A 12,414-nucleotide genomic window follows, 5' to 3' on the forward strand; every position below is an offset into this window, starting at 1 on the left:
TCACTTATGGAAAAAATGAGCAAAAAATGGTTTTTCTAGGGGTAAATAAGAGGATAATTTTCAGGAGGAATAAAAACTTGATCACAATTAGGTTTATGACGATATTCTTTTAAGACAAATGCTGAATTTTGCCATTGATATTTCACAAAACTACCACAATCCCCTAAACTTCTTGTTTTGGTTTCGAGAATTAAAGTTTGACTAAGAGAATCAAATTCTGCTGTACCATTTAAAATATTAGTATTTGTTAACCTTAATTTATCACTATTACTGTCAAAAGTAACAAAATCAATTATTTTAATTTCTGAAGATAGGTTATTTAATAAAAGATATTGATAATTATTTTGATAAGCACCTAAAAAACATAAAATTTCTACTAAATATTGTTGCTTATTTAAGAGATATATATTAGCTGAGTCTTTTGATAATGCTTTATCTCGTTCTTGATTACATAAATTTAAAGTTTTTTGTTGAGCGTAAATCTTATTAATTATTTTTTGTTTTTTTTCTGGAGTTATAATAGCTAATTGTTCAGATTTTTTAACGAGTTTTTGACAGCTAAAAAGACTGATTATTAACCCATAAACAATAAAATTAATAATTTTGAAAGAAAAATTAGACAATTTAGTTGTCAAGAAGATTTTTTTAATAGTTTGCTCTATGGCAATATTAACTTAGATCATGTAAGATTAGATCCAAAATCATTGAGGTAAAAAAGAATTGAGTCGTAACTATTTATTTACGTCCGAGTCCGTTACAGAGGGGCATCCGGACAAAATTTGTGACCAAATCTCTGATACTATTTTAGATGCCTTGTTAACTCAAGATCAATATAGTCGAGTGGCGGCAGAAGTAGTTGTTAATACTGGTTTAGTATTAATTACTGGGGAAATGTCATCAAAAGCACAGGTCAATTATATTGATTTAGCTCGTAAAAAAATTGCTGATATTGGTTATAATGATGCTAGTAACGGTTTCTCTGCGGAGAGTTGCTCAGTTTTAGTAGCTTTGGACGAACAATCAGCGGATATTGCTCAAGGGGTTAATCAAGCACAAGAACAACGAGAAAATCTTAGTGACGATGAACTTGATCAAATTGGGGCAGGAGATCAAGGTATCATGTTTGGATTTGCTTGTAATGAGACTCCCGAATTAATGCCTTTAACCATCAGTTTAGCTCACCGCATCGCCAGACGTTTAGCGGTAGTCAGAAAATCAGGAGAGTTACCCTATTTAGGCCCCGATGGTAAAACCCAAGTTACCATTGCTTATGAAAATGATAGACCAGTGGGAATTGATACTATTTTAGTTTCAACTCAACACGCTCCTACTATTGGTAATATTACAGATAATAAAGCTATTCAAGCAACCCTTAGAGAAGCGGTTCAAGAGGTAGTAGTTGATCCGGTATTCCACGATTTACAACTTAAACCTAGTGATCAAACTCGTTTTTTACTCAATCCTACAGGTAAATTTGTCATCGGTGGTCCTCAAGGTGATTCTGGTTTAACAGGACGTAAAATTATTATTGATACCTACGGCGGTTATTCTCGTCACGGTGGTGGTGCTTTTTCTGGTAAAGATCCCACTAAAGTCGATCGTAGCGCTTCTTATGCCGCTCGTTATGTAGCTAAAAATATTGTTGCGGCTGGTTTAGCTAGTAAGTGCGAAGTACAAGTCAGCTATGCCATCGGTGTTGCTCAACCTGTTAGTATTTTTATAGAAACTTTTGGTACTAGCACCGTTCCTGAAGAAAAACTCTTACCTTTAGTTAAGGCACATTTTGACTTACGCCCGGCGGGAATTATTCAAATGTTTAACTTGTGTTCTCTTCCTTCCCAAAGAAATGGTCGTTTTTATCAAGATGTTGCTGCTTATGGACATTTTGGACGCACTGACTTAGATTTACCTTGGGAAAAAACGGATAAAGCCGCTTTACTCCTTGATTCTATAAGTAAAACTTTGGCGATCGCCTAATTCCTTTAGAGGCGGAAGAGGAGGTAATAAGTAATAAGTAATAGTGATTAGGTAATAAATAGTAAATAGTGATGGGGTGAATAGTTGATAATTTTATTTCTCCTAATTTCTAATTCATCATTGCCTCATTCTAAATTCTAAATTCTAAATTCTAAATTCTAAATTCTAAATTCTAAATTCTAAATTCTAAATTCTAAATTCTAAATTCTAAATTCTAAATTCTAAATTCTTCATTATTAATGTATGATTAGATTATAAGAAAGAGTTTTGAGTTTTGTTCTACATATAAAGAGAATATATAATTATTCTCAATATCATTCATGAGACATAGGCAGATTAGTCCCGATAGCGCCCTCGGTTTAGTTTCTACATTAAGTTTTCCCGCAATTGTTGGTACTGCTGACATGATGCTTAAGTCGGCAGAAGTTTTGTTGGTTGGTTATGAAAAAATCGGTGCTGGTCATTGTACAGCAGTTGTAAGAGGTAATATCGCAGATGTACGTTTAGCGGTGGAAGAAGGAGCAAAAATGGCAGAACAAATAGGGCAATTACACACAAAATTAGTGATTGCTCGTCCGATGCCTAATTTAGAGGCAATATTTCCTATTGGTAGTCGTTTGGTGGTAGAAGCACAACAAAAACGAGGTTATAGTAGATTAAGTAATAGATCTATTGGTTTAATTGAAACCAAAGGATTTCCCGCTATGGTAGGGGCGGCAGATGCGATGTTAAAATCTGCGGATGTACAATTAGCCTCCTACGAAACTATAGGTGCTGGTTTATGTACGGCTATTATCAGAGGATCGGTAGCGAATGTAGCTGTAGCCATTGAAGCAGGAATGGTAGAAGCGGAAAGAATAGGGGAATTAAATGCGGTGATGATTATTCCTCGTTTATTAGAAGATTTAGAACATACTTTACCTGTTGCTAATTATTGGTTAGATGAACAATCAAAAGAACAACCTTTACCAATCTTTACAACTCAACAACGGACTCAAAAACGTCGTAAATTAGTGGCTTTACCTGAATTGGAGAAAGTACCTTTAACTTTTGAAACTAGAGAAAAAGTACAACAAAAAGCGGAATTAGAGTCAAATTTAGAATTACCGCTACAAGATGAATAAAAAAACTACGCAATTAGATTTTAGGTGTTAGGTGTTAGGTATCAAATTAATTCTAAAACCTAAAACCTTTTAATAAAAACCTGCAACCTGCAACTATTAACCTCAAGAATTTTTTTATCGAACTCAGGTGGTTTTATTCTTCAAATCAACCTAGGTATTGAAATATAATTGAAACCTTCAATCTTATACCTCTGAGTTAAACAAAAATGATATAATTTTGCACTCTGAACTAAGATTAATTTAATTACTAAAAATAAATATTAACTTGATTTTTATGAGCTTGACTCAGGGTTATTTTCATCGTAAACTCACAGCTTTAACTTTAAGTATTCTTAGTTTAGGTGCTTTAGATATTAAAAAAGTTTATGCTGCTGAGAATATTCTGTTTGTTTATACTCCGTTTATTGCCAATTTACGAGTAAATTCTTTGGAACAATTTGCTAAAGATGGTACTATTAATCAAAACTTAGGTTTTTATCTTAATTTGGCAAGGGTTAATCAAGAACAAACCGCAGAGTTTAGAAGGGCTTTAACTACTCCTGTCATAGTAGATCCTGTATTAATTTCTCGTATTTTAAATACAGATGAAGGTGAACGCTTACTTAATTATTTTGGTTCAGTAATTAACATTAGAGGGGGGCGTAATGGCAAACATATTCTCAGAGGTGCATTAGTCAAAGCCTCTATGGAAAAAGATGGTTTAACTTTAATTAATGTACTACGAAATTTATCCGTAGATGTTCAAGTTAACATTTCCCAAGTATTGAGATATAGTAATCAAATTAATTTAGTTTTTAAAGGTAGTGAGTTATTTAATTCTGAAATAGTAAATTTAGCCACTATAGAAACGAAGTCTAGTGCTCCTGTTGATTTTAACCAATTAACGGACATTAGAAAACCCGGAACTTTACCGATTAAGAATAGTACTTTAAATTTATTTGATTCCCAAAGAAATCGAAAATTTTATGTAGAGTTATATCAACCTCAACAATTAACTCCGAATAATCCTGTTATTGTATTATCTCACGGTTTAAGCTCTCGTCCTGAAGATTTTGCTAAAATTGCTAGTCATTTGGCTTCCTATGGTTATGTAGTGGCAATGCCTCAACATCCGGGTAGTGATCTTCGTCAAACACAAGATTTCATAGCTGGATTTTCTCGTCAAATTTTCCTCCTTAATGAATTTATTGATCGACCAAAAGATGTTACTTTTTTATTAGATGAATTAACCCGTTTAAATGGTAGTCAATTTGGGGGGAATTTAAACTTAAATAGTGTGGGAGTTGCTGGGCATTCTTTTGGGGGTTATACGGCTTTGGCGGTAGCGGGGGCTAAAATTGATTTTGAACACCTTGAAAATAGTTGTAACCTAGCAATCGGCAACTTAAATAATTCTCTTTTGTTACAATGTCGAGCTTTACAATTACCTAGAAAAGATTATGATTTTCGAGATCCCAGAGTAAAAGCGGCATTTACGTTTAATCCCGTTAATGCTTCTCTTTTTGGGGTAAATGGGTTAAATGAGGTAGAAATACCCACTTTTTTTGGGGCCGGTAGTTACGATCCAGCTACTCCCTTTATTTTTGAACAAGTTCGAACTTTTCCCTTTCTCAAAAGTCAAAATACTTATTTTCAACTACAAGAGGGCCAAGCACACGTTGATTTTTCTCAGTTAGATGCTGGTATCACTGATTTAGTGGAAACTGTGGGTAATTTAACTTTACCTTCACCTTATCTATTAGATGAATATACTAATTCGATGGCTTTGGCTTTTTTCAAAGTACATTTAAGCAATGATGAAAATTATCGAGTTTATCTACAATCTGCCTATGGGAAACATTTAAGTGAAGGGCAGGAATTTAAAACCCATATTATCACTCATAAATCTGTACCTCTTTTGCGAGAAAAAGTTGAGCAATTTATCAGAGATAATCAAGATCTCATCTTTGGTATTCGGGTTTCCAAAAATTAGGAATTAGAGGCAAGATGCCCGTTTCAAGAGGGATGAGGAGATGAGGAGATGAGGAGATGAGGAGATGAGGAGATGAGGAGATGAGGAGATGAGGAGATGAGGAGATGAGGAGATGAGGAGATGAGGAGATGAGGAGATGAGGAGATGAGGAGATGAGGAGATGGGAGCCCCTTGTTACCTCTTGTTGTCAAGGGCTTGGGAAAAATAAAATCCACAATAAATTTTACTTACCTACTTATTTATTACTTATTCTTATTATTGATGGGACAATTAGACGTTAAACCAAATATACGCACTTGCGGTATAAATCTTAATCACTGGTATGTGGTAGCTAGTAGCTCTGAAGTAAAAAATAAGCCTTTGGGTGTTACTTTATGGCATGAAAATATCGTACTTTTCCGTAATGAAAAAGGTGAAATTCAGGCTTTAGAGGATTGCTGTCCCCATCGTTTGGTAAAATTAAGTGATGGTCAAGTAGTTGATAATGATCTTGAATGTGCTTATCATGGTTGGCGATTTGATGGTGAGGGAAAATGCTCTTTTGTACCTTATTTAACGGAGAAACAAAAGTTACCTAATTGTCAGTTAAGACGTTATCCTGTCAAAGAATTTGATGGTTTTATTTGGTTATTTCCGGGGGATGGTGATAGGAAGAAAATTTCACCGATGGGATTACCTGAATGGGAGCATTTAAACTATATCGGTAGTATGACTACTATTGATTGTCCTGGTCATTTTTCTTATCTTATTGAAAATTTGATGGATATGTATCATGGGCATTTACATGACAATTATCAGGCATGGGCTTCGGCTTCCTTAAAAGAAATTACCATTAATGATCATCGGGTGGATGTGTTATATGAAGCTCAAAGTTACTATCGTATTGATAAAATTTGGTCAATTTCTCAGTTATTTTTTCCTGCTTTACGCCGTTTACATCCTGAACCTTTGATAGTAAGCTATGGTTATCCTCATTGGAGTTCTACATTAGGTAAGGATTTTAAAATTTACTGCCTTTTTTGTCCGATAAATGAAACTACCACGAAGGCTTATTTAGTTCATTTTACATCTTTAGAGGCTTTTTGGCGTTTACATAAGTTACCGGTTACTTTTCGTCGCTTGGTGAAAAATAGTCTTTTTGGTGCGGCTAAAGGATTATTAGATGGTTTAGTGCGTCAAGATGTGGCGATGATTAAACAAGAACAAGAAGCATTTTTAACTAATCGACTTGGACGTACTTATGAATTAAATCCGGCGATCGCCAAAGTACAACAATTAATTTTAGATCAAGTAAAGGATAAATAATTAATTAAGCCAAAAATTGAGATATAGTAACTTAAAGAAGTAGAGAAAAGTGAGACGAAAATCAGCAATAATTATGGAAAACTTATTAAACATTGAAAATATTGACTTAGAAACCATTATCACCGCTATTTTATATTTAAGTCTTAGTGGTTTATATTTATTAGCACTTCCGGGTGGGGTTTATTTTTATCTGAATAAAAGATGGTATGTAGCGAGTTCTTTTGAAAGAGGATTTATGTATTTTATGGTGTTCTTTTCTTTTCCGGGCATGATATTATTAAGTCCATTTTTAAATTTTCGTCCTCATCGCCGAGAATTAACTGAATAAGAAAAAAGCTTAAATAAGAAGATAATTAGGACTTAATTATGAGAAGAATAGATGCTATTTTCATTGCTTTAGGAGTGTTTTTTTTAGGGGGTTTAGTCTATGTTGTTTTTAAATTTTTAGGAGTTGATTCGACTCAAGCCGGTATTTGGAGTCAGGGAGTTTTAGTGTTAGGTTTAATTGGTTGGGTATCAACTTATTTATTCCGAGTTTTTACTAATAATATGACTTATCATCAACAAGTAAAAGATTATGATGACGCTTTTTTTGCTAAACAATTAGAAAAAATGTCTCCTGAAGAGATAGAGAAGTTGATGAAAAATTAGGGGAACAAGGAATTAGGAATGAACAGTTATGAATTACTTTGATCATTAACTATTAATTATTAACTATTAAAAAATGACATCAATTTCTGAAAGATTTAAACAATTAAAAGACAAAAATAAATGTGCTTTAATTCCTTTTATAACAGCTGGAGATCCTGATTTACAAACAACTGTTAAAGCTATTAAAATTTTAGCCCATAATGGTGCCGATATGATTGAATTAGGTGTGCCTTATTCTGATCCTCTTGCGGATGGTCCTGTAATTCAAGCAGCAGCTACTCGTGCTTTAAAAAATGGGGTATGTTTAAATGATGTGCTAGAAATTGTCAAAAATCTTCAAGATGAAATTAGCATCCCCATTATTTTATTTACTTACTACAATCCTATTTTTTATCGAGGGGTAGAAAATTTCCTGAAAACCATTGCTGATGTTGGGGTTAAGGGTTTAGTTGTACCTGATTTACCCTTAGAGGAAGCCGAAAGTTTCTTAGAAATAGCGGAGAAATTTGGTATTGAAGTGACTTTATTAGTTGCACCAACTTCTCCTATAGATAGAATTAAGCATATTGCCGAAAAATCTCAGGGTTTCATTTATTTAGTTAGTGTCACTGGTGTTACTGGTATGCGATCGCAAGTAGAAAGTCGAGTAGAAGATTTAATTAGTAAGTTAAAAAGCGTCACGGAGAAACCCATAGGGGTAGGTTTTGGTATTTCTGAACCGAACCAAGCAATACAAATGAAACAATGGGGTGCAGATGGCGTAATTGTGGGTAGTGCCTTTGTGAAAAAATTGGCAAATAATAACCGAGAAGAAGGCTTAAAAGAAGTTGAAAAATTGTGTCATAACCTAAGAGAAGCGATAAATAATGAGCAACGAGGAATAGACATCTTTACCGCTTAATTTCTAATTCCCAACCATCAAGAGGTATCAAATTTTCGGTGGTGTAAAGGTGCCGCAGTGTTGGGTGTTAGGTGTGGCAAGGGATTTAAACCCCAAGAAACAAGAATTCAAAAAAAAATATCTTAAGTGCAATGAGCAAATTTCTTGATTCTAAATTCTAAATTTTTTTGATAAACCTTCAATTAATCTATGGATTCCGATGGATGCTGTTTCATAGTTTAATGAACCATAAGCAACTCTTAAATAGCAATCATTTTCGACACCAAAAGTTGTACCGGGTATAACAGCTACTCGATGATTTTCTATTAGTTTTTTAGCTAAATCAAAAGAATTCATTTTAGTATTAATTTTTAGGAAAAAATAAAACGCTCCATCAGATTGACTTACTTGACAAATTTCACTAATTTGCTCTAAGGAACTTAACATTATTTTTCGTACTTTATTAATTTCTAATAAATATTTTTGACAATAATTAATGCCTATTTTTAAGGCTCCTAATGCGATATATTGAGAAATTACCGGGGGGCATATTAAAATAGTATCTTGAATTTTTTTGACTCCCATTTCTAAATGTTGAGGAATTACCATATAACCAATACGACTACTAGCAAAACCGTAGGCTTTCGATAAACTAAATAAAGAAATTGTATGTTTATAACTATTAGCAAAAGAAGCTGGTGAATAATGTTTAACCTGATTATAAATAAAGTATTCATAAGCCTCATCACTGATATGATAAATACCTTTTTCTCCACAAATATGATTAATCATTAATAAATCATTTTTAGAATAAACAACACCTGTGGGATTATTAGGAGAAATAGTCACAATCGCTTTAGTTTTTGAAGTGATAGCACTAACAATTTTATTAATATTTGGTTGATATTGATCATCTGTTTCTACAATTATGGGTGTACAATTTGCCAATCTAATCGCCATTTCATGATTGAAATAATAGGGAGATAAAATAATAATTTCGTCTTCAGGATTAGTAATAGCTAAAATTGCATTCATGAAAGCCATATTAGAACCAGCGGTAACAAAAATTGATAATTGATCATCAACTAAAATATGATTATCTACTGCTAATTTTTCCTTTATTTGTGCTAATAAAAGAGGTATTCCTTGAACTGATTGATATAAATTATTTAAAGGATTTTCCAGAAAATTGTTAATCTGATTAAAGGCTTCAGGAGGAGGAGGATAAAAAACAACTCCTTGCCCTAAGGAAATAGTATCGGGATTATTTTTGATTAATTCATTAATGATAGGAATTAGTGGTAATTGAATGGCATTAGTACGCATATTTTGAAATAAATATCCACGATAAGCTTAAACCGAAAAAGACTAAGAAAATAGATTAACGGGCTTATAATTCATCCGAAAAATTTTGGATACAATTCCTAATTATTAACCAAATCTACCACTAACATAATCTTTTGTGGATTGTTCTTCAGGATTACTAAAGATTTTTTCAGTTTGATCAAATTCAACCAAATAACCGACTTTATTACCTTTATTACCCACTGCTTCGGCGTTAAAAAAGGCAGTCATATCCGCAACTCTAGTGGCTTGTTGCATATTATGAGTAACAATAACAATGGTATAATTTTCCTTAAGTTCTTGCATTAATTCTTCTATCTTTAAAGTAGAAATAGGATCAAGAGCAGAACAAGGTTCATCCATTAAGACTACTTCTGGTTGGGCAGCAACAGTACGAGCAATACATAATCGTTGTTGTTGTCCCCCAGATAACGAAAAACCGCTTTCCCCTAATTTATCTTTAACTTCATCCCATAAAGCGGCACGGCGTAAAGAAGTTTCCACTAACTCGTCTAAATCACCTTTATAGCCATTAACTCTGGCACCATAGGCAACATTATCATAAATAGTTTTTGGGAAAGGATTAGGTCTTTGAAACACCATACCTATACGTTTTCTTACTTCAACAGGATCAATATCTTTAGCGTATAAATCCTGTCCGTGATAGGTAACTCTACCTTTGAGTTTAAAAGAACTAATTAAGTCATTTAAGCGGTTTAAACACCTTAAAATTGTACTTTTCCCACATCCAGAAGGTCCAATAAAAGCAGTAATTTTGTTTTTAGGAATGTTGAGATTTACTTCTTTAACGGCTTTATAAGTACCATAAAATATATCGACATCCATTAATTCTATTACTGATTGCCTTAACAATTCTTCATCATTCCTTAGTGACTCTTGCATTTTTTCTCTTTTATTTATTTATTTATTTAATTAATAATTTTTTTTAGTTTGCTCGTTCACTTGTTTTTTTTAATACAAATATTTTCAGTTTACTTAATAAACTTTTCTACGGGTAGCTAAACGAGCTAAAATACTCGTACCTAATACTAATAATACCAAAATCAATGACCCTGCCCAAGCTAATTCTTGTTGGGGTTTAAAAGGTAAAATCGCAAAGTTATAAACTAATACCGATAACGTAGCGATGGGCTCGGCTAATCCTTGAGGGGAAATATTAGGCCAAAAGTTTGAGAATAATGCGGTAAAAATTAAAGGTGCAGTTTCTCCAGCAGCTCTGGCGATCGCCAAAGTAATACCAGTTACGATACCAGGTAAAGCGGCGGGAAGGACGATTTTTAAAACCGTTTGATAGTTATAAGCACCAACTCCTAGGGCAGCCCAACGAATTTCTTGAGGTACAATTTTTAAAGCCTCATCGGTGGTACGAATAATAGTCGGTAACATCAATACCGCTAAAGCAACACCTCCAGCGATGGCAGAAAATCCAACAATACCACTAGATACTAATAAACCGAAAGCAAAAATCCCTGCAATAATAGAGGGAACACCGCTAAGGACGTTAGTAGCGAACCGAATACTGGTGGCAAACTTATTGCCGTGACTAAATTCTGAGAGATAAACGGCAGCTAAAACTCCTACAGGTACCGCAATTACTACTGCTATTCCAACCACGACAAGAGTACCGATAATAGCATTGGCTAAACCCCCTTCATCTAAACCAGGAGGAGGCGGTAATTGGGTAAATAAATCAGTATCAAGGCGACTAAAACCTTGTACAAAGACAAAGAAAAGTACTGCTATTAAAGGGATTAAAGTTAAGATCATACATAAACCACTTAATCCCGTCATCACCGTTCCTAGTATAACTCTAGGACTGGAGGAATTCTTTTTTAAACTGCCGATCGTAGTAGTAATCATATAAACTAATTTTTAATAAATATAAATACAGATATAATAATTATTCATTGTTCATTGTTATTCGTATTTTGCTTTAACTTGATTAACGATATATTCAGCAAGAATATTGACAATTAAAGTTAAAAGCATTAAAACTAAACCAGCATACATTAAAGCTGAAATTTGTAAACCACTGGCTTCTGCGAATTGGTTGGCAATTAGAGAGGCGATGGTATTAGCAGGATCTAGTATAGAAATACTTAAACGGTTTGAGTTACCAATAATCATAGTTGCAGCCATAGTTTCACCCATAGCACGACCTAAAGCTAACATGACACCGCCCATAATACCGGAAATAGCAGCGGGAATTAAAACTCGAAAAATGGTTTCCCAACGAGTTGCCCCTAATCCTAAAGAGGCTTGACGTAAATCAGGGGGTAAAGAAGCTAAAGAATCACGAGAAATGGCAATAATAATCGGTAAAATCATGATGGATAAAACTATCCCTGCCGGTAACATACCCGGTCCTGCTGGCGGACTACTAAACAGAGGAAACCAACCAAAATTCTGATTTAACCAAGTACCAAAGACAGTAGTAATTGGAATTAAAACAAAAATACCCCAAAGTCCATAAACTACGCTAGGAATTGCCGCTAATAATTCTACTAAAAAAACTAAAACTGTGCGGATTTGTTCAGGAATAAAATCTTCACTCAAAAAAACCGCAGCACCTACTCCTAAAGGAATGGCAATAATAAGGGAAATTAAAGAACTAACAATTGTACCATAAATTACCGCTATAACACCATATTCATCGGTAACGGGATTCCAATTACTGTTAGTAAAAAAACTAAAATTAAATTGTTTAATAGCCGGAAAAGCACCAACGGCAATAATAACCGCTATACTAATTAGAATTAAACCGATACTTATGGCAAAACCAAGGGTTAACCACCTGAAACCCTGATCGAAAGTCTTTTCTAAAGGAGATCTCTCTCCCATCATTATCTTATCTGTATTAGAATAATCGGATTGTGTCATTTTTTAGTTATCTTTTTATTAATAAGAACACCACTAAATAATTAATAATTAACCATTAACTTTTGATTTTTTCGTTTTAATCTAATTTTTGTAGTAATTGTTACCATCTTAACATTAATAATGTTACTACCTGAAGGAAATTCAATCTTAAAATTTAAAAATAGTTAATTTTCAGTTTTCCTTTCTCAGTGTCTTAATTACTTTCTATAAATTTAGACCATCAAGGTTAAATTCTAGTTAACAGTTATCGTAAAATCTGG

Annotated in this window: 12 protein-coding genes; 7 read left to right on the top strand and 5 right to left on the bottom strand. The window is 33.5% G+C overall.

Annotation, left to right across the window (positions count from 1 at the left end; translation table 11 throughout):
- Positions 1 to 35: 35 nt before the first annotated feature.
- Positions 36 to 635 (bottom strand): DUF1176 domain-containing protein, encoded by a 600-nt coding sequence (locus FWJ34_RS01750; protein WP_308253605.1) that lies wholly within the window; start codon positions 633 to 635, stop codon positions 36 to 38.
- 85 nt (positions 636 to 720) lie between these two features.
- Between FWJ34_RS01750 and metK the strand changes: the two genes are divergently transcribed.
- The 7 genes from metK to trpA all read left to right on the top strand — a co-directional run bounded on the left by metK (position 721) and on the right by trpA (position 7,930).
- Positions 721 to 1,977 carry a methionine adenosyltransferase gene (gene metK / locus FWJ34_RS01755; RefSeq protein ID WP_308253607.1) on the top strand — a complete coding sequence of 419 codons (1,257 nt, stop codon included), beginning with the start codon at positions 721 to 723 and terminating at the stop codon, positions 1,975 to 1,977.
- Positions 1,978 to 2,297: 320 nt separating this feature from the next.
- Entirely contained in the window at positions 2,298 to 3,101 is an 804-nt protein-coding gene (locus FWJ34_RS01760) for a carbon dioxide-concentrating mechanism protein (RefSeq protein ID WP_308253609.1), read from the top strand.
- Positions 3,102 to 3,375: 274 nt separating this feature from the next.
- Complete coding sequence (locus FWJ34_RS01765; RefSeq protein ID WP_308253611.1) at positions 3,376 to 5,073, top strand: alpha/beta hydrolase; 1,698 nt, start codon at positions 3,376 to 3,378, stop codon at positions 5,071 to 5,073.
- Between the two features lie 261 nt (positions 5,074 to 5,334).
- Positions 5,335 to 6,378, top strand: a complete 1,044-nt coding sequence (locus tag FWJ34_RS01770; protein ID WP_308253613.1) for an aromatic ring-hydroxylating dioxygenase subunit alpha — start codon at positions 5,335 to 5,337, stop codon at positions 6,376 to 6,378.
- 73 nt (positions 6,379 to 6,451) lie between these two features.
- A complete protein-coding gene (ndhL, locus tag FWJ34_RS01775; RefSeq protein WP_308253614.1) occupies positions 6,452 to 6,706 on the top strand; it encodes an NAD(P)H-quinone oxidoreductase subunit L in 255 nt (84 codons plus the stop codon).
- Between the two features lie 38 nt (positions 6,707 to 6,744).
- On the top strand, positions 6,745 to 7,029 hold the full coding sequence (locus FWJ34_RS01780) for a DUF3007 family protein (protein WP_308253615.1): 285 nt from the start codon (positions 6,745 to 6,747) through the stop codon (positions 7,027 to 7,029).
- Positions 7,030 to 7,102: 73 nt separating this feature from the next.
- Positions 7,103 to 7,930: a tryptophan synthase subunit alpha gene (gene trpA / locus FWJ34_RS01785; protein ID WP_308253616.1), complete on the top strand. Its 828-nt coding sequence runs from the start codon at positions 7,103 to 7,105 to the stop codon at positions 7,928 to 7,930.
- A gap of 150 nt (positions 7,931 to 8,080) precedes the next feature.
- On the opposite strand, the gene FWJ34_RS01790 is transcribed toward trpA, so the two are convergent.
- The 4 genes from FWJ34_RS01790 to pstC form a co-directional block, all read right to left on the bottom strand.
- Positions 8,081 to 9,235 (bottom strand): pyridoxal phosphate-dependent aminotransferase, encoded by a 1,155-nt coding sequence (locus FWJ34_RS01790; protein ID WP_308253617.1) that lies wholly within the window; start codon positions 9,233 to 9,235, stop codon positions 8,081 to 8,083.
- Between the two features lie 105 nt (positions 9,236 to 9,340).
- Positions 9,341 to 10,156, bottom strand: coding sequence for a phosphate ABC transporter ATP-binding protein PstB (gene pstB, locus FWJ34_RS01795; RefSeq protein WP_308253618.1), 816 nt, complete (start codon positions 10,154 to 10,156; stop codon positions 9,341 to 9,343).
- A 93-nt stretch (positions 10,157 to 10,249) separates the two neighbouring features.
- Positions 10,250 to 11,134, bottom strand: a complete 885-nt coding sequence (gene pstA / locus FWJ34_RS01800) for a phosphate ABC transporter permease PstA (RefSeq protein WP_308253619.1) — start codon at positions 11,132 to 11,134, stop codon at positions 10,250 to 10,252.
- A 57-nt stretch (positions 11,135 to 11,191) separates the two neighbouring features.
- A complete protein-coding gene (gene pstC, locus FWJ34_RS01805; protein WP_308253620.1) occupies positions 11,192 to 12,154 on the bottom strand; it encodes a phosphate ABC transporter permease subunit PstC in 963 nt (320 codons plus the stop codon).
- Positions 12,155 to 12,414 lie beyond the last annotated feature (260 nt).

The sequence above is a fragment of the Geminocystis sp. GBBB08 genome, from assembly GCF_016743215.1.
Lineage (GTDB): Bacteria > Cyanobacteriota > Cyanobacteriia > Cyanobacteriales > Cyanobacteriaceae > Geminocystis.

Excerpts from the sequence above, each read along its gene's own strand:
- FWJ34_RS01760 (WP_308253609.1), top strand. The coding sequence starts at position 2,298 with ATGAGACATAGGCAGATTAGTCCCGATAGCGCCCTCGGTTTAGTTTCT.
- FWJ34_RS01765 (WP_308253611.1), top strand. The coding sequence starts at position 3,376 with ATGAGCTTGACTCAGGGTTATTTTCATCGTAAACTCACAGCTTTAACT.
- FWJ34_RS01770 (WP_308253613.1), top strand. The coding sequence starts at position 5,335 with ATGGGACAATTAGACGTTAAACCAAATATACGCACTTGCGGTATAAAT.
- ndhL (WP_308253614.1), top strand. The coding sequence starts at position 6,452 with ATGGAAAACTTATTAAACATTGAAAATATTGACTTAGAAACCATTATC.
- FWJ34_RS01780 (WP_308253615.1), top strand. The coding sequence starts at position 6,745 with ATGAGAAGAATAGATGCTATTTTCATTGCTTTAGGAGTGTTTTTTTTA.
- trpA (WP_308253616.1), top strand. The coding sequence starts at position 7,103 with ATGACATCAATTTCTGAAAGATTTAAACAATTAAAAGACAAAAATAAA.
- FWJ34_RS01790 (WP_308253617.1), bottom strand. The coding sequence starts at position 9,235 with ATGCGTACTAATGCCATTCAATTACCACTAATTCCTATCATTAATGAA.
- pstB (WP_308253618.1), bottom strand. The coding sequence starts at position 10,156 with ATGCAAGAGTCACTAAGGAATGATGAAGAATTGTTAAGGCAATCAGTA.
- pstA (WP_308253619.1), bottom strand. The coding sequence starts at position 11,134 with ATGATTACTACTACGATCGGCAGTTTAAAAAAGAATTCCTCCAGTCCT.
- pstC (WP_308253620.1), bottom strand. The coding sequence starts at position 12,154 with ATGACACAATCCGATTATTCTAATACAGATAAGATAATGATGGGAGAG.